Origin of the sequence: Inquilinus sp. CA228, assembly GCF_052078665.1 — a bacterium.
Taxonomy (GTDB): Bacteria; Pseudomonadota; Alphaproteobacteria; order DSM-16000; family Inquilinaceae; genus Inquilinus.
On sequence record NZ_JBQJIK010000037.1, the window covers coordinates 45,721 to 66,851 of the forward strand.

At 70.1% G+C, this 21,131-nt stretch carries 22 protein-coding genes; 4 read left to right on the top strand and 18 right to left on the bottom strand.

The window, feature by feature from the left end; genetic code table 11:
* Positions 1 to 46: 46 nt before the first annotated feature.
* Both ACTOWL_RS19340 and ACTOWL_RS19345 read left to right on the top strand, forming a co-directional pair.
* Complete coding sequence (locus tag ACTOWL_RS19340) at positions 47 to 337, top strand: type II toxin-antitoxin system TacA family antitoxin (RefSeq protein WP_441322897.1); 291 nt, start codon at positions 47 to 49, stop codon at positions 335 to 337.
* The gene (locus ACTOWL_RS19345) at positions 334 to 825 is read left to right on the top strand and encodes a GNAT family N-acetyltransferase (protein ID WP_441322898.1); all 492 of its coding nucleotides are present in this window, start codon (positions 334 to 336) and stop codon (positions 823 to 825) included. The genes ACTOWL_RS19340 and ACTOWL_RS19345 overlap by 4 nt, the downstream gene beginning before the upstream one ends.
* Here the strand turns inward: ACTOWL_RS19345 and ACTOWL_RS19350 are convergent, their stop codons facing one another.
* Together ACTOWL_RS19350 and ACTOWL_RS19355 are read right to left on the bottom strand one after the other, a co-directional pair.
* Positions 826 to 2,358, bottom strand: a complete 1,533-nt coding sequence (locus ACTOWL_RS19350; protein WP_441322899.1) for an ABC transporter substrate-binding protein — start codon at positions 2,356 to 2,358, stop codon at positions 826 to 828.
* 34 nt (positions 2,359 to 2,392) lie between these two features.
* Entirely contained in the window at positions 2,393 to 3,292 is a 900-nt protein-coding gene (locus ACTOWL_RS19355; protein WP_441322900.1) for a hypothetical protein, read from the bottom strand.
* A 128-nt stretch (positions 3,293 to 3,420) separates the two neighbouring features.
* Between ACTOWL_RS19355 and ACTOWL_RS19360 the strand changes: the two genes are divergently transcribed.
* Positions 3,421 to 4,044: a GntR family transcriptional regulator gene (locus tag ACTOWL_RS19360; protein WP_441322901.1), complete on the top strand. Its 624-nt coding sequence runs from the start codon at positions 3,421 to 3,423 to the stop codon at positions 4,042 to 4,044.
* Positions 4,045 to 4,174: 130 nt separating this feature from the next.
* On the opposite strand, the gene pldH is transcribed toward ACTOWL_RS19360, so the two are convergent.
* From pldH to ACTOWL_RS19395, 7 genes are read right to left on the bottom strand one after another with little or no spacing between them, the layout of a single operon-like run.
* Entirely contained in the window at positions 4,175 to 4,921 is a 747-nt protein-coding gene (pldH, locus tag ACTOWL_RS19365; protein WP_441322902.1) for a pyridoxal 4-dehydrogenase, SDR-type, read from the bottom strand.
* Positions 4,922 to 4,950: 29 nt separating this feature from the next.
* Positions 4,951 to 6,126, bottom strand: coding sequence for a pyridoxamine--pyruvate transaminase (ppaT, locus tag ACTOWL_RS19370; protein ID WP_441322903.1), 1,176 nt, complete (start codon positions 6,124 to 6,126; stop codon positions 4,951 to 4,953).
* A gap of 11 nt (positions 6,127 to 6,137) precedes the next feature.
* Positions 6,138 to 6,944, bottom strand: coding sequence for a 4-pyridoxolactonase (pldA, locus tag ACTOWL_RS19375; RefSeq protein ID WP_441322904.1), 807 nt, complete (start codon positions 6,942 to 6,944; stop codon positions 6,138 to 6,140).
* Positions 6,945 to 6,963: 19 nt separating this feature from the next.
* On the bottom strand, positions 6,964 to 7,899 hold the full coding sequence (locus ACTOWL_RS19380; protein ID WP_441322905.1) for a putative B6 ABC transporter permease subunit 1: 936 nt from the start codon (positions 7,897 to 7,899) through the stop codon (positions 6,964 to 6,966).
* Between the two features lie 2 nt (positions 7,900 to 7,901).
* Positions 7,902 to 8,996, bottom strand: coding sequence for a putative B6 ABC transporter permease subunit 2 (locus tag ACTOWL_RS19385; protein ID WP_441322906.1), 1,095 nt, complete (start codon positions 8,994 to 8,996; stop codon positions 7,902 to 7,904).
* Positions 8,993 to 10,549 carry a putative B6 ABC transporter ATP-binding protein gene (locus tag ACTOWL_RS19390; RefSeq protein WP_441322907.1) on the bottom strand — a complete coding sequence of 519 codons (1,557 nt, stop codon included), beginning with the start codon at positions 10,547 to 10,549 and terminating at the stop codon, positions 8,993 to 8,995. Before ACTOWL_RS19390 ends, ACTOWL_RS19385 begins: the two co-directional genes overlap by 4 nt.
* Before the next feature lie 54 nt (positions 10,550 to 10,603).
* Positions 10,604 to 11,644 carry a putative B6 ABC transporter substrate-binding protein gene (locus ACTOWL_RS19395; RefSeq protein WP_441322908.1) on the bottom strand — a complete coding sequence of 347 codons (1,041 nt, stop codon included), beginning with the start codon at positions 11,642 to 11,644 and terminating at the stop codon, positions 10,604 to 10,606.
* Positions 11,645 to 11,760: 116 nt separating this feature from the next.
* Between ACTOWL_RS19395 and ACTOWL_RS19400 the strand changes: the two genes are divergently transcribed.
* Complete coding sequence (locus ACTOWL_RS19400) at positions 11,761 to 12,174, top strand: hypothetical protein (protein WP_441322909.1); 414 nt, start codon at positions 11,761 to 11,763, stop codon at positions 12,172 to 12,174.
* Position 12,175: 1 nt separating this feature from the next.
* Here ACTOWL_RS19400 and fhmpcd1 read toward each other — a convergent pair whose 3' ends face one another.
* Genes fhmpcd1 through ACTOWL_RS19445 form a run of 9 tightly spaced genes read right to left on the bottom strand, consistent with a single transcriptional unit; the run spans position 12,176 to position 20,942 of the window.
* Positions 12,176 to 13,108 carry a 5-formyl-3-hydroxy-2-methylpyridine 4-carboxylate 5-dehydrogenase gene (gene fhmpcd1 / locus ACTOWL_RS19405; protein ID WP_441322910.1) on the bottom strand — a complete coding sequence of 311 codons (933 nt, stop codon included), beginning with the start codon at positions 13,106 to 13,108 and terminating at the stop codon, positions 12,176 to 12,178.
* 16 nt (positions 13,109 to 13,124) lie between these two features.
* A complete protein-coding gene (locus ACTOWL_RS19410; RefSeq protein WP_441322911.1) occupies positions 13,125 to 14,123 on the bottom strand; it encodes an ABC transporter substrate-binding protein in 999 nt (332 codons plus the stop codon).
* A 33-nt stretch (positions 14,124 to 14,156) separates the two neighbouring features.
* On the bottom strand, positions 14,157 to 14,960 hold the full coding sequence (locus ACTOWL_RS19415) for an ABC transporter permease (protein ID WP_441322912.1): 804 nt from the start codon (positions 14,958 to 14,960) through the stop codon (positions 14,157 to 14,159).
* A complete protein-coding gene (locus tag ACTOWL_RS19420) occupies positions 14,957 to 15,793 on the bottom strand; it encodes an ABC transporter ATP-binding protein (RefSeq protein ID WP_441322913.1) in 837 nt (278 codons plus the stop codon). The genes ACTOWL_RS19415 and ACTOWL_RS19420 overlap by 4 nt, the downstream gene beginning before the upstream one ends.
* Positions 15,794 to 15,850: 57 nt before the next feature.
* Positions 15,851 to 16,453: a glutathione S-transferase family protein gene (locus ACTOWL_RS19425; protein ID WP_441322914.1), complete on the bottom strand. Its 603-nt coding sequence runs from the start codon at positions 16,451 to 16,453 to the stop codon at positions 15,851 to 15,853.
* A gap of 16 nt (positions 16,454 to 16,469) precedes the next feature.
* A complete protein-coding gene (locus ACTOWL_RS19430; protein WP_441322915.1) occupies positions 16,470 to 16,862 on the bottom strand; it encodes a RidA family protein in 393 nt (130 codons plus the stop codon).
* A gap of 12 nt (positions 16,863 to 16,874) precedes the next feature.
* Complete coding sequence (locus ACTOWL_RS19435; protein ID WP_441322916.1) at positions 16,875 to 18,002, bottom strand: LVIVD repeat-containing protein; 1,128 nt, start codon at positions 18,000 to 18,002, stop codon at positions 16,875 to 16,877.
* Between the two features lie 36 nt (positions 18,003 to 18,038).
* On the bottom strand, positions 18,039 to 19,181 hold the full coding sequence (locus ACTOWL_RS19440; protein WP_441322917.1) for a cupin domain-containing protein: 1,143 nt from the start codon (positions 19,179 to 19,181) through the stop codon (positions 18,039 to 18,041).
* A gap of 33 nt (positions 19,182 to 19,214) precedes the next feature.
* The gene (locus ACTOWL_RS19445) at positions 19,215 to 20,942 is read right to left on the bottom strand and encodes a GMC family oxidoreductase (RefSeq protein ID WP_441322918.1); all 1,728 of its coding nucleotides are present in this window, start codon (positions 20,940 to 20,942) and stop codon (positions 19,215 to 19,217) included.
* Positions 20,943 to 21,131: the final 189 nt, after the last annotated feature.

Below are 21,131 nucleotides of genomic sequence, written 5' to 3' on the forward strand. Positions count from 1 at the left end.
TGACACTACGTCTATGCTAGGATGACCGGACGTAGGAGGTCGAGCCATGCCCACGCCGCGCGCCGCGTCCAGCAAGCGTGAAACGCTGAACATCCGCATCAAGCCCGAGGAGCGCAGCCTGATCGACCGCGCGGCGAAGGCGCGAGGAAAGAACCGCACGGACTTCGTGCTGGACGCCGCGCGAGCGGCCGCCGAAGAGGCCCTGCTCGACCAGACCATCATCGTGGCCAGCCCCGAAGCCTATGCCGCGTTCCTGGCCCGGCTGGACATGCCGCCCCAACCCAATGAGCGGCTGCGCCGGACGATGCAGACCAAGGCTCCCTGGGACAAGGCATGACGGTTTCGGCGCCCGAGCCGCTGGCACCACATCATGGCATTGAGGCGTTCGGGTCGGGCGTCGAAAGCCTGGACAACTGGCTGAAGCGCCGGGCTCTGAAAAATCAGGCGACAGGGGCGTCTCGCACCTTCGTCGCCTGTGACGGTCGCCGTGTGCTGGCGTATTGCGCCCTGGCGTCGAGCGCGATCACCATCGACGCCGCGCCCGGCGGCTTCCGCCGCAACATGCCGGATCCGATCCCAGTGGTGGTCCTCGGCCGGCTGGCCGTGGACCTGTCGCAGCAGGGCATGGGGCTTGGCCGCGCTCTGATGAGGGATGCGGGCCTGCGTGTCATCCAGGCGGCTGACATCATCGGGATCCGCGGGATGATCCTGCACGCGCTGTCGATCGAGGCCCGGGCGTTCTACGAGCGGCTCGGCTTTGAGCCGTCGCCGCTCGATCCGATGACTCTCATGGTCACGCTGGCGGATCTTCGAGCGAGCCTGTAGTCACTTCGCCACCGAGACGTCCCAGTAGCGCGGCGCGTCGGCCGGCCACACCTTGAAGCCTTCGATTCGCTTGGCCACGGCATAGTCCGAGGCGTGCAGGTACAGGCTGGCGGCCGGCGCCTCCTCGGTGAACAGCCGGCCGATCTGGTCCAGCACGGCCTGCATCTGCGCCCGGTCGGTGGTGGCGTTGGCCTGGGCCAGCAGGTCGATGGCGCGCGGGTCCTTCCAGATCTTGCGCGGCTGCGGCCCGATGATCCGCTCCCATTGGCCCAGCGGGTCGAGCCGCGGCGAATAGGAGAAGGACTGGGTCTGGAACTTGCCGGTCTGGTAGGCGTCCAGCTGCGCCGTCCATTCCAGCACCTCGAGCTCGACGTTCAGCCCGACGCTGCGCAGCATGTCCTGCATCAGCACGCCGCAATCATACATCTCGGCGTAGCGCTTGTTGGCGGTCATGACGATGCGCTGGCCCTTGTAGCCGGCCTCGGCCAGCAGGGCCTTGGCCCGCTCCGGGTCGTAGGGCAGGGCGTCGGTCTGGGCCTGGGAATGGTAGGGGCTGAACTCCGGCACCGGCGTCGCCGAGAATCTGGAGCCGCCGAAGGTGACGGCCTCGGCGATGGCGGCGCGGTCCAGCGCCATCACGATCGCCTGCCGCACCCGCTTGTCCTGCAGGATCGGGTCTTCGGAATGCAGGATCAGCGCCTCCCAGCCCGGGGTGATGCTGGACTGGACCTCGAAAGCGGTGTTGCCCTGCAACTGGATCCGGTCCTGCGATTCCAGCGGCGCGGTGTCCAGTGCGCCGGCCTGCAGCGCCGTCAGCTTCGCCGCCGAATCCGGCATGATGTTGAAGCGGACCTTGTCGACGAACACCTCCTTGCGGCCGACATAGCCGCTCATGGCGTCGTCGCGCGGGGTGTAGCCGTCGAACCGGGTCAGCTCGATGTACTGGCCCGGCCGCCAGTCCGACAGGATGAAGGGGCCGGTGCCGACCGGCTTGTCCCAACCGCCGTTCGGCTTCACCGAGGACGGGTGCAGCACCGGCGTGCCGCCGCAATCCATTCGCGCCAAATTGTACAGGAACCCAGCGCTCGGCCGGTCCAGCACATAGACCACGGTGTCCGGGTCCGGCGCCGTCACGCTCTCGACCTTCAGCCCGTTGTCGCCGGTGTAGACGTCGCGGCAGCGCCATTTCGTGGCCGGGTCCATCAGCTGGTCCCAGGACCATTTCACCTCGGCCGAGGTCATGGTCGCGCCGTTCTGGAACTTCACGCCGCGGCGCAGATGGAAGGTGTAGGTCTTGCCGTCGGGAGACAGGTCCCAGCGCTCGGCCAGCATCGGCCCGACCTCCAGATCCTCGCGGAACCCGACCAGCCCTTCGACGATGTGCTGATGCACGATGTCGGTGGCGCCGTCGCGGTCGACGCCCGGGTTGGTGCTGCGGATGTCGGCCGACAGCACGGTGCTGATGGTGCCGCCGCGCGGCGTCTCGGCCGCGGCAGGGACCGCCGCCAGCGCCGCCGCCGCGGCCAGTAGCATGAGCCGGTTCAGTCTGCCCCCTGTCTGTTCGTGGTTATGCGCCGAAGGCGGAGGCCCGGCCGGGGCCGAGCACATCGTGGAAGAAGTCGCGCGCCCGCTCCGCCACCGCTGCGAAGTCGTGCGCGGCGCCGGGGATGATGTCGTGCCGCACCGCCAGGCCGTGCGCCTGCAGGTTGCGGCGCAGGCTGGTCAGCCGGGCGATCCGGTTGGCCCCGGCGCGGTTGGCGTCCGTCCTCCAGTGCCGGCTGCCCGGCCGGTGGGTGATCGACGCCGTCTCCAGGTCGCTGTCGCCGACCGCCAGATGCACCGGCACGCGGCGCATCGCCTCCAGGTCCGGGGCGCGGCCGAACAGCCGCTCCATGTCCCGCGTGCCGACCCACCAGTCGCGCTTCGGGTCGATCAGCGTCACCGACCCCGGGGCGCCGATCGACACCGCGCGCAGCCGCTCCGGATGCAGGTAGAGGAAGCGATGGGCGAAATGGGCGCCGCCGGAGAAGCCGAACAGGCAGAAGCGGTCGAAGCCCAGGCCGGCGCGTGCCTCGGCCTCCGCCACCATGGCCAGCAGCAGCCGGTCGTACCGGATGTCGCCCTCGGCCATGTATTTGTAGCCGTCCTCGTTGCCGTCGCCGAGCGGGTCGGCCGGGAACAGCGGCGCCAGCACCACGGCGCCGTGCCAGCGGGCGAAGTCGGCGAAGGCGTCGCGGCTCGATTCCACGCCGCGCAGGCTGCCATGCACCGATACCAGCAGCGGCACCCGCTCGATCCCGCGCAGCCGGGGCGGGACGAACAGGCTGTAGCCGAAGCGCGGATCGGCCCGGCAGGACAGCAGTGGAATGGTGCCCGTGCGCCGTGGGCCTGCCGGCCGCGCCGTGGTTCCGGCCCCCGCCGCGCGCCCGGTTTCGAGATCCGCCTTCAGCAAGCCGCCATCGGCCATCTGGCATTCTCCAAAATTGGCGCCAATTTTTCCGTGACGATAGACGTCAAAATCGCAGACGGCAACCCGGCATGCTACAAGGGCCTCAAGCGCACCGGGCGCGGGCGGGAACGAGACACCGAAGAACGATGAAGCGGCAGGGCATGGATCGGGGGCGGGTCGAGACGCTGGTCGAGGCGATCCGGGACGACATCCTCTACGGCGTCTACCGGGCCGGAGAGTGGCTGAAGCAGATCGACCTGCAGGAGCGCTACGAGGCCAACCGCTTCGAGGTGCGACAGGCGCTGGTCGAGCTGAAGAACCGCCGGCTGGTCGAGCACAAGGTCAACAGCGGCTTCCGGGTGGCGGCGCCCGATCTCGAGGAGCTGCTGCATCTGAAGGCGGTGCGGACGATCCTCGAGACCGGCGCGGCGGAGCCGGTGGTGGCGCGGGCGACGGCGGCCGACCTGGGCGAGCTCGACGACATCGCCGCGCGCTTCGAGCAGGCGATCGAGACCGCCGACCCGCCGACCCGGACCGAGCTGAACTACGCCTTCCACCGCCGGCTCTACGACATCGCCGGCAACCCGGTGCTGGCGGCGCTGATCCACGATATGCGCGAGCGCGGCCAGTCCGGCACCACCGGCCGCTGGTTCACTTTGGCCGGGCTGCGCCTCAGCGCGCAGGAGCACCACGCCATGGTCGCCGCCATCCGCGCCCGCGACCCGGCGGCGCTGCGGCGCCTGATCGACCACCACATCAACCGGCGGTGATCGGTTCGGTAGATCGGGAAACGAGCCGCCGCAGCCGAGGTCTCCGCTCATCGGATTGGGGCAAGACGCCCTGAATGGGCCGGACCGCGCCGCTCTCGCCGCGGACCCGGGCGGCTTCAGCGCCCGGCTCTCACCAGCGCACCATGCCGCCGTCGACATTCAGGGTCTGCCCGGTGATCCAGCGCGCCTCGTCGGAGGCGAGGAAGGCGATCGCCGGGGCGATGTCGCGCGGCTGGCCCTGGCCGGGGATCGCCTGCAGCATCTCGACGAAGCCGAAGGCCTGGGCGTGCGGGCTGCTCATGACCCCGTCCGACGCCGTCAGCCCCGGCGTCACCGCGTTCACGGTGATGCCGTGCTTGCCCAGCTCGGTCGCCAGCGCCCGGGTGAAGCCGAACACGCCGCCCTTGGCCGCGACATAGGCCGCCATGTTCGGCGTGCCGGCGAAGAGGGTATTGGAGCAGATGTTGACGATGCGGCCCTGGCGGCCGCCGCGCCGCATCAGGTCCGAGGAGGCGCGGGACATCAGGAACACGCCGGTCAGGTTGACCGCGACGATCTTCTGCCAATGCGCCAGGTCGACCTCGTCCCAGGCGATGAAGGGCACGATCGCGGCGTTGTTGACCAGGATGTCGACCCCGCCGGCCCGGGCCGCAACGGTCTCGTGCAGCGCCGTCACCGCGGCCGGGTCGGAGACGTCGCAGGTGACGGCGAAGCTGTCGTTCCCCAGCCCGGCGGCCACCGCTGCGGCGCCGTCGGCATTGATGTCGGCGACGACGATCCGCGCGCCGTCGGCCGCCAGCCGCTCAGCGATCGCCCGGCCGATGCCCTGCGCCGCCCCGGTCACGATCGCGACCTTGCCCGATAGATCCGAAGCCATGTCCCTGTTCCCTTTTGTTGGTTGGTGATTCAGCCGGCGTCGATGGCTGCCATGGCCGCCGCCACGCCGCGGCCGATATCGACCGCGTGGCCCAGCGCGCCGAGCGCCCCGCCGAGGGCGCTGATCGCCACCACGGCGTAGAGCGGCTGGGCGGTCGGCCCCATATGGCCGATGCGCACCAGCTTCCCCAGCGTCTCGCCGCGGCCGGAGGAGAAGGCGACGCCGTAGCGCTCGCGCGCTGCCCCGCGCAGCGCCTCGTCGGCGACGCCGTCCGGCACCCGCACCGCGGTGGTGGTGGGGGAGGCGATGGCCTCGCGGGCCGGCCACAGCGCCAGCCCCATCGCCTGCAGCCCGGCCCGGCAGGCCCGCGCGGTCAGAGCGTGCCGGGCCCACACCGTCTCCGGCCCCTCCGCCAGATACTGGTCCAGCGCCGCGTCCAGGCCGTTGACCTCGGCGACCGAGGGGGTGAAGGGGAAGGGCTTGTCCCGTTTCCAGGCGTGCTCCCAGTCCAGGATGCTCAGCATCGAGGCGCGGGGCGCGTCGGGGTTGGCCTTCATTTTGGCCCAGGCGCGGTCGCTGACGCCGAGCAGGGTCAGGCCCGGCGCGCCGCCCAGGCACTTGTTCGGGCCGGTGACGAAGATGTCGGCGCGGCAGGCCTCCGGATGCACGTCCATGCCGCCGAAGGACGACACCGCGTCGACGATGAGGTAAGCGCCGTGCTCCGCCACGATCCGGCCGATCGCCTCGACCGGGTTGATCGTGCCGGACGGTGTGTCGTGGTGGCAGACCGAGACGATGCGGATGTCGGGCCGCGCCTGCAGCATGCGGGCGACGGCGTCCGGATCGATCACGTCGTTGTAGGGCACCTCGATCTCGACCAACTCGGCGCAGTACCGCTTGGCCCAATAGCCGAAGCCCTTGCCGTAGACGCCGGAGGCGAGGTTCAGCACCACGTCGTCGCGGGCGATCAGCGAGGCCGCTGCGGCCTCCAGCCCCAGCACCGGCTCGCCGTGCAGGATCACCGGCGGGGTCGACAGGCGCATCGCCGCCCGCGCCTTCTCGGTCACCTGCTCGTAGAAGGCCTGGAACACCGGGTCGTAGTCGTAATGGATGGTGCGCGACAGCCCGCGCAGCACCGCCGGATAGGCGTCGACCGGACCGGAGGTGAGGGTGAAGACGGGCTCGCGGATCGTCGGGTCGGGCATGGCGGTGGACCTCAGCCGTAGAATTTCGGGCCGGTCTGGTAATGGGCGAAGTTGTGCGGGTCGTGCGAGAACATCAGCTCCGCCTCCCGCTCCTCCGCCAGCTTGGCCAGGCGGCGCATCGAGGCGACGCCCGCGACCGGGTCGATGTGGAACGAGGCCTGGCACAGCGTCTCCAGGCTCTTCTGGGTGTAGGCGGCGTCGATCGTGAACAGGATCGGCCGCCGGGTCTGGAACTCGACCAACAGGCTGTAGTGGCCGATGGCGTGGCCGGGGGTGAACAGCAGATGCACGCCCTTGGCCAGCTCGATGTCGCCCTCGACCGTCTCGAAGCGCGAATTGGCGTCGGTGGTGCCGGCCAGCAGCTGGTCGCCCTTGCCGCGCGCGGCGGCGGCCTCGGCCGAGAAGCTCAGGTCGGAATAGCCCAGCACCTCGAAGGGCTCGGGCGTCGCCGCCTGGGCGATCTCGTCGCGATGGCACAGCTTCTTCGCATGCGGGAAGTACTTGTTGCCGCCGACATGGTCGAAGTGGAAGTGCGAGTTGACGACGGTGCCGACATCCTTCGGCTCCAGCCCCAGCAGGCCGAGCGCGCCGGGGATGGTCTGTTCCCTGGTCTGCTGCGGCTTCTCGAAGGGCAGCACCTTCATGACGTGGTCGTGGTCGAAGCCGCTGTCGATCAGGAAGCGGCCCTCGGCATGCTCGACCAGGATCGAATAGACCGGGAAGCGGATCTCGCCGCCAGGCCCGCGGTTCCAGAAGACGTGGTAGCCGTCGAGGACGAGCGAGCCGCCGTCGAGCAGGTAGACCTTGGTGTCTGTCATGGGTTCCTCCGGAAGGGTCTCAGCGGGCGCCTCGGACATAGGGCAGGCCCAGCGCCGCAGGCAGGCTGGCGTGCCGCCCGAACAGCACCAGCACCGCCATCACCGCGGCGAAGGGCAGCATCTGGATCACATCGGTCGGCACGTCGACGCCGGCGACCTGCAGCGCCGTGGTCAGCGACAGGCAGGCGCCGAACAGCAGGGCGCCGAGCAGCACCCAGGCCGGCCGGCCGCGCGCCAGCATCGCCAGCACGATGCCGATGAAGCCGGCGCCGTTGGTCATGAACGGGATGAACAGCCCGGCGCCGATATTGGCCAGGAAGGCGCCGCCGATGCCGGCCAGCGCGCCGGTGGCCAGCACCGCGGCGGTGCGGATGCCGATCACGTCGACCCCGGCGGCATCCAGCGCCGCCGGCTTGTCGCCCGCCGCCTGCAGATCGAGGCCGAGCGCGGTGCGCCGGAATGTCCAGGCCAGGACGAAGACCAGGGCGACGGCGAGATAGACCACCGGGTGCCGGTCGAACAGCGCCGGACCGATCACCGGAATCGCCGACAGCCCCGGGATCGGCAGGGTCGCCGCGCCCTCCAGCCGCGGATAGCTCTGGGCGAACTGAAAGAAGTGGAGCAGGGCGGTCAGGCCCTCGGCCCCCAGGGTCAGGGCGATGCCGATGACGATCTGGTTGAGGCCGAGCCGGACGCACAGAAGCGCCATCAGCAGGGCCACCAGCAGCCCGCCGCCGGCACCGCCGAGGAAGCCCAGCCAGATCGACCCGCTGGAATAGGCGACCAGGAAGCCGAGATAGGCGCCGGCCAGCATCATGCCCTCGATGCCGACATTCAGCACCCCGGCCTTCTCGGAGATCTGCTCGCCCAGCCCGGCCAGCAGCAGCGGCACGCCGGCGGTGATGGCGCCGAGCACCAGCGAGGTCAGGAAGGCCTGGGTCAGCAGCCCGTCCATGCTCAGGCCCTCATCCGCTCGCGGCGCCGGTGGTCGACAACTTCGACCAGCGCCAGCACGATCAGCAGGATCGCCATCACCACCAGGGTGAAATAGTGCGGCACCCCCAGCCGCCGCGCCGCGCTCTCGCCGCCGATCGACAGCACCGAGAACAGGAAGACGAAGGCGATGCTGGCAAAGCCGTTGAACCGGGCCAGGAACACCAGCGGGATCACCGCCAGGCCGTAGGCCGGGTTCCAGTCGGCCCGGACATTGCCCTGCACGCCGATGATGTCGACCGCCCCGGCCATGGCGGCGAGCCCGGCGGAGATGGCGAAGACGGCGACGGTCAGCCGCGGCACCGGCAGCCCGGCATGCACCGCGGCGCGGGCATTGGCGCCGACCACCCGCAGCTTCAGGCCGAAGGCGGTGCGGGTCATCATCAGATGGACCAGCACGACGGCGACGAGGCCGAGCACCAGGCCGCCGCTGATGGTGCTGCCGAACAACCGCGGCAGCCGGTCGTCCACCGCCAGGGTCCGGGTCTGCGGCACGGTGGTGGCGGGGTCGCGGAAGGCCAGCTTCACCAGCACATTGGCGAAGGAGGTGCCGAGGAAGGTCATCATCAGCGTGGTGATGATCTCGTTCACCCCCTGATAGGCGCGCAGCAGCGCCGGCAGCAGCGACCAGGCGGCGCCGACCACGGCGGCCAGGAGGAGGCAGAGCGACAGGGCGATCCAGCCGGGCAGCGCCGCCGCCAGGGGCGGACCGGCCGCGGCGACGATCACCGCGGCCAGCAGGAACTGGCCGTCGGTGCCGAGATTCCAGATCCCGGCCCGGAAGGCGACGATCAGCCCGGCGGCGAGGAACAGCAGCGGCGCCATCCGCGACAGCGACGCCTGCAGCCCGAGCCAGGACAGCAGGCCGCGCTGCAGCACCAGCCCGTAATAGGCCAGCGGGTCCGTCCCCAGCGCCAGCAGCACGCCGCCGGACAGCAGCAGCGCCGCCAGGATCGGCACCAGCGTGACCAGCGCCCAATGCAGCGCGGCTGCGGCCACGCCGGGGGTTGCGGGCGGCTTCTGCGCGGGGGCCGTGCCGTTCACCGCGTCCGCCGTCATGACGCCGCCCCGATCATCAGCTCTCCCACGCGGCGGCGGGCCTCGTCGTCATTGGCCACGGTGCCGGCGATGCGGCCGCGCGACATCACCGTGATCCGGTCCGCCAGCTCCAGCAGCTCCTCCAGGTCGGTCGAGATCAGGATGGTGGCGACCCCGGCCTCGGCGGCCTCGCGGATCCGCCGCCGCGCGGCGATCGTGGTTTGCAGGTCAAGTCCGTAAGTCGGCTTGCTGTAGATCACGACCCGGGCGGCGCCGGACAGCTCGCGCGCCAGCAGCACCTTCTGGATGTTGCCGCCGGACAGGCGGCCGACCGGCGTGCGGATGCCCGGGGTGCGCACATCGAAGGCGGCGACCAGGGCGCGGGCATGGCGATCGATCTCATCCGGCCGCTCCAGCCCGCGCGACCAGAACGGCGCCTCGCCGATCTGCTTCAGCAGCAGGTTCAGCGAGACGGGGAACGACCCGACCGTGCCCTCGCCCAGCCGGTCGTCGGTGACGTAGCGCAGGCCCAGCCGCCGCCGCGCGCCGACATCCAGCCGGTCGATCGGCCGGCCGTCCAGCAGCACCGTGCCGCCGCTCGCCGGCCGCTGCCCGGCCAGCGCCTCGGCCAGCTGCGCCTGGCCGTTGCCGTCGATCCCGGCGATGCCCAGGATCTCGCCCGGCGCCACCTGCAGCGCGACTTCGGCCACGGCCGCCGCGCCCTGGCCGGGCACGCTGAGGTCGCGCACCACCAGGATCGGCGTCGCGGAGGGGGCAGGGGGGCGCCGCCGGCCACCCACCTTGGGTTCGTCGGTCGCGGCAGCGCCGAACATCAGATGCACGATCTCGGCCGTGGCCGCGCGTTCGTCCAGCGCCCGCAGCCGCTCGGGCGGGATCTCGCCGACCTTGCGGCCGAGGCGCAGGATCGAGATGCGGTCGCCGAAATCGAACGCCTCCTTCAGCTTGTGGGTGATGAAGATGACGGCGATGCCGCGCCCGGCCAGCCGCCGCATCAGCGCGCCCAGCTCCCCCACCCCCTTCGGCGTCAGCATCGCCGTCGCCTCGTCCAGGATCAGCACCCGGCTGCCGCGCAGCAGCGCGCGCACGATCTCCGCCTGCTGCTGCTCGCCCAGCGACAGCGCGCCGGTGACGGCATGCGGGTCGATCGACAGGCCCAGCCCTTCGGCGGTGCCGGCGAACTCGGCGGCCAGGCGGGCGCGGTCGGGGCGGCGCCACCAGGGCAGGCCGAGCGCCAGGTTCTCCACCACCGTCAGGGTCGGGGCCAGCATGACATGCTGGAACACCGTGCCGATGCCGAGGCCGAGGGCATGGCGGGGCGAGGCGATGGCCTGCTCGCGCCCGTCGACCAGGATGGCGCCGTCATCCGGCTGCAGCAGCCCGGACAGCATGGCGATCAGGGTCGACTTGCCGGCGCCGTTCTCGCCCAGCAGCACATGCACCTCGTCGGGCCGGATCGCCAGGTCGACCTGGTCGTTGGCGACGACGCCGGGGAAGCGCTTGGTGATGCCGCGCAGCGCGATGATCGGCGCGCCGGGCTCCGGTGATGCGGTCATGGTTCCGTCGTTCCGTGGCCCGCCGGGATGTCCCGGCGGGCTCCTCGGGCGAGCTTACTGCGCCGTCGCCGACACGTCCGACATCAGCGCCCGGACCGCCGCCGCATCCCACACCGGCTCGACCTTCAGCTTGCCGCCGACGATGTCGCCGCGGAGCGCCGTGATCTGGGTCCAGATTTCGTCGGGAATCGCCTTGGTCTTCAAGAGCTGGACGGAATCGTCGGCCAGGCCGATGGCGTAGTGCTTGGTGCCGAAGCTGCCGGCCTTCAGGTCCGCGATCATCGCCGCATAGACCGGGGTGATGTTCCAGACGACGGAGGACAAGAGGTTGCCCTTGTCGATGCTGGACTTGTCGCCGATCACGTCGATGAAATAGACCTTGCCGCCGTCGGTGGCCTTGCTGGTCTCGACCGCCTGGATCATGCCGAAGCTCGACCCGTTGCCCTGGCCGAAGATGATGTCGGCCCCGGCGGCGATCACCGATTCCGTCACCCGCTTGCCGCCCGCCGCGTCGCTGTAGGCGGCCGGGCCGATCACGGCGTAGCGGATCTTCACCGCCGGCTTCTCCGCCTTCACCCCCTGGGCGAAGGCGGCGGATTGTGAGTTCCAGGACGGCGGCTCGCCCGACACCACGATGCCGACCGTGCCGGTGCGGGTCATCTTCGCCGCCAGCCGGCCGGCCAGATAGGCGCCCTCATGGCCGCTCAGCGTGTAGTCGGCGATTAGGCCGGGCTTCAGCAGGTCCGGCCGGTCGACGATCGCCACCGGCACGCCGGTCTCGGCCGCGATCTCGGGGGCGGAGGTGTTGTAGCCGCTGGCATGGGCGATCAGCAGGCTGGCCCCGTCCGCCACCAGCTCGCGCATCGTCGCCCGGACGTCGCCATAGCCGAGGCCCTCGGCCACGGTGACCTCGACGCCCGCCTTGGCGCCCGCCGCCTTGGCCGCGGTGACGCCCTGCTGGTTCCAGCCGAAATCGGTGCCCTGCTCCGGCGTCAGGATGGCGATGCTCTTGATCTCCGCCGCGTTGCCCGCGGTCGACGCCAGCGCCAGCAGCAGCGCGCCGAGGCTGGCCTTGATCATCATGGACTTCAACATATCGCAGCTCCCTGTTTGTTGTTTTCTGAAGACAATCAATACATGTTTTATTTTTGTTGTATTGCGACGTGATTTAGTATTGCTTTTGTTGCAACCCATCCTTCCGAGGTCATGCGGTGATACGGTTCCTTCCGTCGTTCGCGCTGGTGCTTGCGGCCCTGCCGGCCTTCGCGGCCGGGCATGGGCCGGATGGGCTCACCGAACGCGTGTTCCGGGCGGAGAACCGCGGCGACGGCCGGATCGCCTGCGGCGCCGCCATCGCCCATTGGTACTCGGTCGATCTCGGCCAGGCCGGGCCGGGCGGCGCGGTCAGCGCCCGGCTGTGGTTCGACCCCGCCGGCGGCGCGGTGTACCTGCTCAACGACAAGCAGGACCGGCTGCCGGTCGAGGCGCTGTGGTGCGGCGTGGCCGGCCGCAGCTGGGCGACGCGCAGCCCGATCGACCTGCCGCGCCATGCCGGCCCCGTGGCCGCAGGGGCGGCGATCGCGGTGGACTGCGCGCCGGACGGCGACCGGCTGGTCTGCCGCTGAGTCATTCCCGTCCCTCCAGGATCCGCCGCACCGCGACCAGGCGCCGGGCGCGCTCGGCCTGCAGCTCGCGGATCTGGTCCGGCGTGTAGGGGAAGATGCCCTCGCCGCTCTTGATCCCCAGCTTGCCCGCCTGTGTCCGGTCGGTGACGTAGCCGGCGACATCCTTGCGGGTCGACAGCTCGGCGTTCAGGAAGCCGGCCACCGACTGGTAGATGTCCAGCCCGGCCATGTCGAGCAGCCGCATCGGGCCGACCACGCTCAGCTTGTAGCCGATGCCCCAGGACACGCAGGTGTCCATGCCCTCCTCGTCGATCACCCCCTGGTCGACCAGGTCGATCGCCTCGCGCAGCAGGGCATAGAGGATGCGGTTCTCGACGAAGCCGGGCACGTCCTTCTTCACCACCACCGGCAGCAGCTTCAGCGACCGGACCAGGTCGCTGATGAAGGCCACCGTCGCCGGCGCGGTGTGCCGGCCGGCGATCACCTCGATCATCGGGATGATGTGCGGCGGGTTCGACCAGTGCATGCCGACCAGCCGCTCCGGATGCGACAGGAAGCCCTGCAGCGTGGTGATCGGGATGCCGGAGGTGTCGGAGGCGACGATGGTCTCCGCCGGCAGCAGCGGGTCCAGCGCGCGATAGACCTCGGCCTTGACCTCGACCCTCTCCGGCACGTTCTCGATCACCAGCCCGGCCCCGGCGACGGCCCCGGCCAAATCCTCGTGGAAGCTGACCGCGCCCTCGCCGGACTCCGGCGGGGCGATGCCCAGCCGGTCCAGCACCGATCCGGCCTGCGGGATCGCCGTGCGGGCGCGTTCGATCGCGGCCGGCGCGGTGTCGTGCACCCGGACATCCATGCCGCCGCGGGCGAGCGTCGCCGCGATCCCCGGCCCCATGGTGCCGAGGCCGATCACTGCGACCTGAAGGCTCGGCATCGTCGTCCTCCGCCGCTCAGGGTTTCAGATAGGCATCGGTGAAGGCGGCGTCGGCCGCCACCGTGCCCTTCAGCGCGCCCTGGTCGGTCAGCACCTTGATCGTGTTCGCCCATTTCTCCTTTGTCATCCAGCCCAGCCCGTTGGCCTTGGTGTCGGCGTCGCTGAAGGTGTGGTCGATATCGGCCTGCAGCTGCGCCGCCAGCACATCCGTCTTGCCGGCATAGCCCGGTGCCGCCTCGGCGGTGATCGCCGCGGCCTCCTTGGGGTTCTCGGCGGTGAAGCGGAAGGCCTCGAGATAGGCGGCGACGAAGCGCTTCACCACATCCGGCTTGTCCTTGAGCATGGCCTCGGAGGTGAACAGGCCGGAGCCGTAGACGTCGTAGCCGTAATCGGCGCCCAGGAGGACGCTGAGCGACCCCGGCCCGCCGGCCTTGGCCTCCAGCTCCGGCACCTCGGCATCGATGTAGCCCGGCACCGCGTCGACCCGGCCGAGCAGCAGGTAGCTCTCATAGGGCGGCGACACGCTGCTCATCTTCATGTCGGCCTCGGTCATGCCGTTCGCGGCCAGGAACGCCTTGTAGAAGATATAGGTCGACCCGGCGGGATGGATGCCGATGTTGAGCCCCTTGATGTCGGCCGGCGCCTTCAACTGATGGCTCTTGGCCAGGGCGATCATGCCGATCGGCGAGCGCTGGTTGACGGCGGCCAGCGCCACCACCGGCACGTTCTGCGACCGGGCCACGGCCAGGGTCGGCAGGTCGCCGAAGCCGAATTCGGCATTGCCGTTCGCCACCAGCCGCATGGCGTCGGGTGACCCGGTTCCCTTGCGGATCTCGGTGACCTCGATCCCGTTCGCGGCGAAATAGCCCTTCTCTTTGGCCACGAAGAACATGGCGTGGTTGCCGCGCACCACCCAGTCGAGCTGGACGCTCACCTGGTCGGCGGCCAGGGCCGGAACCGCCAGCATCGCCGCGGCCAGGCCGAGCAGGACCCCACAGACCGAACTCCTCACCATCATCAGCCTCCCGCGGCCTTTCATTCGCTCGGATCAGGCGGACCGCAGCGCCGGATCGAATTTCGGCGCCCAGGGCACCACCAGCCGCTCCAGCAGCTCCATCGCGTAGTAGAAGACGACCCCGACCACCGACACGACCAGCAGCGCCGCGAAAACCATCGGCGTGTCCAGCTGGGTCGAGGCGAACTGGATCATGTAGCCCAGCCCCGCCGAGGCGCCGGCGAACTCGCCGACGATGGCGCCGATGACGCTGAAGGTGACGGCGATCTTCAGCCCGGCCATCAGCTGCGGCAGGGCGTAGGGGATCTGGATGCGCAGCAGGATCGTGGTCCGGCTGGCGCCGACCGACCGCATCAGCGACAGCAGGCCGGGCTCCGCCGCCTCCAGCCCGGCCAGCATCGACAGCGTCACCGGGAAGAAGGCGATCACCAGGATCAGCCCGACCTTCGGCGCCAGGTCGTAGCCGAACCACAGGATGAAGATCGGCGCCAGCGCCACCTTCGGCACGGTCTGGAACAGCACGATCAGCGGATACAGCGCCCGGCCGAGCAGGCGGAAGCGGGCGATGAACATGGCCAGCGCGATGCCGACCGCGGCCGCGACCAGGAAGCCGACCAGGATCTCGACCGCGGTGACCTGGGTCGCCTCCCAGAGCGGCCCGGCCTCGCGCAGCAGGGTCGCGCCGATCGCCGAGGGCGTCGGCAGGATGTAGCTGGAGACGTCGAAGATCCGGATCGCCGCCTCCCACACCGCGATCGTGATCATCAGCAGCACGGCAGCCGGCAGCCACCCCGACGTGGCAGAACTCCGGCGGGCGAGGACCGTGGCGTCGCTCATGGCCGCCCCCGCGAGGCGTGACCTTGGATCAGCAGCGATCGCAGCCGGCTCTCCATCGCCCGGAAGCGCGGGTCGGCGTAGCTGTCCTCGCCGCGCGGATAGGGCAGGGGGATGTCGAGGCTGTCGATGATCCGGCCCGGCCCGACACCCATGACATGGACGTGGCGCGACAGCAGCACCGCCTCGTCGATCGAATGGGTCACCAGCACGATGGTCTTGCCGGTGCGCTCCCAGATCTCCAGCAGCGACCGGCTCATCTCCTCCCGCGTGATCGCATCGAGCGCGCCGAAAGGCTCGTCCATCAGCAGGATGTCGGGCTCCAGCGTCAGGGCGCGGGCGATGGCGACGCGCTGGCGCATGCCGCCGGACAGCTGGTTCGGCCGCTTGGCCTCCGCATCCTCCAGCCCGACCAGCCGCAGCATCGCCCGCGCCCGCTCCAGCACCTCGGCCCGGGACAGCGACCTGTCGGCCACCTCGCGCAGCAGCGCCGCATTGTCGAGCGCGTTCTTCCACGGCAGCAGGTTCGGGTCCTGGAACACCAGGCCGATGATCCGCCGCCGCACCGCCTCCTCCGGCGCCAGCCCGGCGACGCGGACCCGGCCCGCGGTCGGGCGCACCAGCCCGGCCAGCACCTTCAGCAGCGTGCTCTTGCCGCAGCCGGACGGGCCGATCAGGCAGACGAAGGATCCCCGCGGCACGCTCAGGCTGATGTCGCGCAGCACCTGCTGGCGGATGCCGAGGATGTCGAAGGTCACCGACACGCCCTCGACCGCGATCTGCGCGGTGTCGGGCGACGGTGCCGCCGGGGGCTCCTTCAGTCTCGTCACGGGCATGATCCAGCTCTTCCCATCCCGTCCTTCCATGTCCGGCCGTCGGCGGCCGGCGGCCGCTTACCCCGCCGTCGCCTTGCGGAACGCCGGCCGGGTCTCCAGCGCCGCCAGCCAGCGGTCCAGGTTGGCGAAGGCCGGCCGGTCGATCGGGAAGCCCAGGCAGCGCTTCAGGATCGGCCCCAGCGCGACATCGGCGACGGTCAGCCGGCCGAGCGCGAACCAGTCCCGCCCGGCCAGATGCCGGTCGGCGATTGCCAGCAGCTCCGCCAGCTCCTTGGCCTGCGCCGCGAACTCGGCGCCGCGCTCCTCCGGCGGCTTCTTCGCGTCCTTGAAGATGGCGACGTAGAGGCTGTTGACGCTGGCCAGCAGCCAGTCCATCCAGCGCTCGACATCGGCCTTCTCGGCCGGGGTCGCGCCGGTCAGGGCCGGGCCGTACATCGCCGCGAGGTAGCGCAGGATGCTGTGCGACTCCCAGATCACCGTGTCGCCGGCGACCAGGGTCGGCACCTTGGCGTTGGGGTTCAGCGCCCGGTATTCGTCGGTCTGGGTGTTGCCGAACTGGCGGCCGTAATCCTCGCGCTCATAGGCGACGCCCAGCTCCTCCAGCAGCCACAGCACCTTCTGCACATTGCCGGAGGTGTGCCGGCCCAGCAGTCTGATCATCCTTGCCTCCCGAGCTTCACGCGCCCTGCAGCGGGCGATAGGCGATGGCGTCCATCTCGACCTTGGTGTTGATCACGGCGCGGGCCTCGACCGTGGTCCGTGCCAGCACCGCGTCCTTGAAGTATTCGGCGAAGACTTTGTTGTAACGGCCGAAGTCGCGGGTATCCTCGAGATAGGTCGTGACCCGGACGACATCGGCCAGGGTGGCGCCGTCCTCGGCCAGCACCCGCTGGATCGCCTCGATCGTCGCCCGCGTCTCCTCCTCGATCGTGCCGTCGACCATGTTGCCATCGGCATCCTTGCCGACCTGGCCGGAGACGAAGATGAAGTCGCCGGCCCGCACCGCGGGGTGGAACGGCAGGTTCGGGTTCTTGCGACCGATGGCGTAGCGCGGTGCGGTGTCGGGCACGGCGGGTCCCCTTCAGAAGGCGCTGGTTTCGATGATGTCGACGCCGTTGATACGGTCGATCAGGTAGATCAGGCCGCGATCGTCGATGGTGACGTCGTTCGACGACGCCCGCTCCTCGCCGGCCGGCGGGTCGGGCAGGAAATGGCCGACCTCGCGCGGCGCGAAGGGGTCGGCGATGTCGACCAGCCGCAGCCCCTGCGCGAACCAGGCGAAGGGGATGACCGTGCCGGTGAAGCGCTCCGACGGCTGGTGGCAGCCGGTCATCGGCGGCTGCGGCGACCCGTCCCGGTCCAGCCCCGGCACCTGGAAGGTCGCGATCGGCAGCGGCAGCCGCTCATCGGTGATGTCGTAGATCCAGGTGAAGGCGGGCGGCGACGGCCGCAGCTTGGCCACGTCCTCATCGGCCACCACCATGATCTTGCGGCCCTTCAGCAGCTGCGGCACCGGCAGGCAGGTGTGGGTCGGGTGCGGGAAGGACGGGCTGGTGTTCAGCTGCGAGATCAGCTTCGGCCGCGCCATGTCGGCGATGTCGAGGATGAACAGCCCGTGGTGCCAGTAGCTGACATACAGCCGGTCGCCCGCCCGGATCGGGTGGTGGCAGCGCGGCGACACCCATTCGGCCCAGGGGTATTCCTCGCCGCCGCCGGTCCACTGGCCGGGGATCCACCAGCGCCCGACCTCGACCGGCCGGGCCGGGTCGATCAGGTCGAGGATCATCACGATGTTGCCGACATAGCCCTCGGCGGTCGGCGAGATATAGGCGTAGCGGCCGTCGAAATCGTAGCGGTGGACGCCGCGGCCGGCGGTCATCCATTTCGAGATCAGCTTCGGCGCGCTGGGCCGGGAGACGTCGTAGATGGCGATGCCGCCGCCGAACTCGGCCGGGCCGCTCTGGCCCAGCTTCTCATGGTTGACGATCATGATGCCGTCCTTCACCCGCACCTTGTGCGAGTGCCAGCCCTCGGGCAGCTCCAGCCGGGCGATCACCTTCGGGTTGCGGGGGTCGGCGACGTCGACGATGGTCGTGCCGCTGGGCCAGCGCATATGGCCGATATACAGCGTCGTGCCCTCGACCCAGACCTGGCCGCCGCCCGGGCAGTCGATATGCGAGACGAGGGTGGTGTTGGCGGAGATCGGCAATGGGGCCTCGGGTCGTTCGGGGGAGGAGAGAGGCCGTCAGATCATGCGGACCACGTCGCCGCTGGCGTCGCGGCCCCATTTGCGGAACAGGCCGAAGGCCTTCTGCGCCGGCTCGTCGCTGGCCACGAACAGGATCGCGGGCTCGGTCTCCGACCCGTTCACATGCTCGCACCACGATCCGCCGGGCACCGCCAGCGTGTCGAACTCGGCCCAGTCGAAGCGCTTGCCGTCGACGATGGAATGGCCGCTGCCCTGGAACGGCGCCACCAGCAGGCTGGCGGTCTGGCGCAGCGGGCGGGTGCGCTCGCCCGGCCGCAGCATCTGGGCGAAGAAGGTGATGGTCTTGAACACCGGCCCGCCGGTCAGCGGGTCGACATACTCGATCATCAGCGCCTCATACGGGTCGCCGTCCCAGTCCTTGAACCGCTCCAGCTGCTCCCGCATCGCGTCCCAGCGATAGACATACATCGGCGACGACAGGCCGGAGCCGCGATGGTGGTCGATGAAGCGCGGCCGCAGCCCGCCGGCACCGTAGACGCGGGCGGAATAGTCGCTGGGGAAGCGGGCGCTCTGCACCTTCTTAGCGACGCCGCTCTCGGCATAGTCGTGCTCGAAATAGACCGCGTTCAGCGTCTCGACCAACGGCAGGTCCAGCACCGACAGGTTGACCGCCGGCTCGTCGCCCGTGTTGCCGTGGTTGTGCCAGGCGTCGATCGGCGTCAGCACCATGTCGCCCGGGCCGAAGGTGATGTCCTCGCCCTCGACGCCGGTGAAGTTGCTCTTGCCGGTCAGGCCGAAGCGGATGGCGCTGGGCGAATGCCGGTGCGGCGGCATCACCTCGTTCGGGTCGTTCAGGCGATAGGCGGTGTACATGGTGCTGACCGTGGCCCGCCGCGGCGACAGGCCGGGATTGACCAGGATCAGCGAGCGCCGCTCGGAATCGTCCATATGGATCAGCTCGGCGGAGCGCTGCAGGATCGGCGCGATGTCGTCCTTGTAGCTCCACAGGAAGGGCAGCGCCTTCTGGGTGCCCATCAGCTGCTTGATCTCGTCGTGATCGATTTCGGTCGAGCTGGCCCAGAACGGGAACATGTTCTTGGTGAAGACGTCGTCGTACAGCGCCTTCAGGGCGGCATCGCGATTGGACGCCGATTGCGCCGCGGCGCGTGTGTCCGTCATGTCGCTCCCCTGTCTCGGATCGTTTGTCCAGCCTTACCCACGACGGTATGCCCGCTGGTCGACCGTTTCAACCATATTGTTTGGTTGAGTGGTGTCTGGTTGGTGATTGGTTGATCCGTTGGTCGGGATCGGAACCGGCGCCAGGGTCGGCACGCCGCGGATCAGGTCGGCGGCGCGCTCGGCGATCATCAGCACCGCGGCGTTGATGTTGCCGCAGGTCAAATCGGGCATCACCGCGGCGTCGACCACGCGCAGGCCTTCGGCGCCATGCACCCGCAGCTGCGGGTCGACCACCGCCCCGTCATCGGCCGACACGCCCATGCGGCAGGTGCCGAGCGGGTGGTGCACGGTGATCGAGCTGGCGCGGATATAGGCGTCGATCTCGGCATCCGTCGCCTTGGCCGGGCCGGGCGCGGATTCGCGGGCGACGAAGCGGGCCATCGGGCCCTGCGCCATCACCTCCCGCGCCGTCCGGATGCCGGCGCGCAGGCTGGCCCAGTCGGCATCGGTCGCCAGGAAATTCTGGCGGATCAGCGGCGCCGCCATCGGGTCGGCGGAGGCGAGGGAGACGGTGCCGCGGCTCTCCGGCTGGATCGCCACCACACGGCAGGCGAAGGCGTCGGTGAAGGGCTGCTTGAACGGCTTGAAATAGGGCCAGGCGCCGAGCGGCGCCGCGGTCAGCAGGAACTGCACGTCGGGCAGCGTCCGCTCCGCCCGGCTCTTCAGGAAGGCGACGATGCCGCCCGGAACATCGGCGGCGAAGCCCTTGCCGAAGGCATAGGCCTTGCCGAGCTCGAGCGCGATCCGGTCGGCGCGCATCATGCGGTGGAACGGCCCCGGCTCGCGGCGCTGATACATCAGGATGGTCGAGACGTGGTCCTGCAGGTTCTGGCCGACGCCCTTGAGCGGGATGCGGGTGCCGATGCCCTGCGCCGCCAGCTGCTCGGGGTCGCCGATGCCCGACAGCATCAGCAGCTGCGGGCTGTTGATCACGCCGCCGGACAGGATCACCTCGGCATCGGCTCGGGCGCTATGGGTCTGGCCGTCCTTGACGTATTCGACGCCGACCGCGCGGGTGCCTTCGAGCAGGATGCGCGTGGCCATCGATCCGACCGAGACGGTCAGGTTCGGCCGTCGCAGCGCCGGCCGCAGATAGGCGGTCGCGGCGCTGCAGCGCCGGCCGTCGCGGATCGTCATCTGCAGCCGGCCGAAGCCCTCCTGCCGGGCGCCGTTGTAGTCCTCGGTCCAGCCGTGGCCGGCCGCCTGGCCGGCGGCGGCATAGGCGTCGAGCAGCGGGTCCTGGTAGCGGCAATGCTGCACCCGCATCGGGCCGTCGCCGCCGCGCCAGGCATCGGCGCCGCCTTCCCAGGATTCGAGCCGCCGGAAATAGGGCAGGGCGTGGGCGTAGGACCATTCGTCCAGCCCGGACGCGGCCCAGCGGTCGTAGTCGCCGCGATTGCCGCGGACATAGGCCATGGCGTTGGTGGAGGACGAGCCGCCGACCACCTTGCCGCGGGCGCATTCCACCCGGCGGCCGTCGACATTGGCCTCGGGCTCGTTGAAGTAGCCCCAGTCGTGCAGCCGCTTCTGCAGGATCTTGCCCCAGCCCAGCGGGATGTGGATCCAGGGGTCCCGGTCCCAGCCGCCGGCCTCCAGCAGCAGCACGCGGCGGCTCGGATCCTCGGTCAGCCGGGCGGCGAGGACGCAGCCGGCGGAGCCGGCGCCGACGATGACGGTGTCGTAGCCTGCGGCGGGGGTCACCGGAAGCCTCCTGTCGGGTTGCGCCGGTCTCGGCGGCGCTTGCTGGACTCAACTCGACCACTGCCAACCATTCTTGTCAACCATAGCAAATGGTTGCTATGGTGGCCCAAGTGGTCGGGACTGCCGATGCCGTGGTTGCGGGGCGGGCCGGCCGTGGGACAAACGCCAAGAATCAAGCCAGAGGGACCA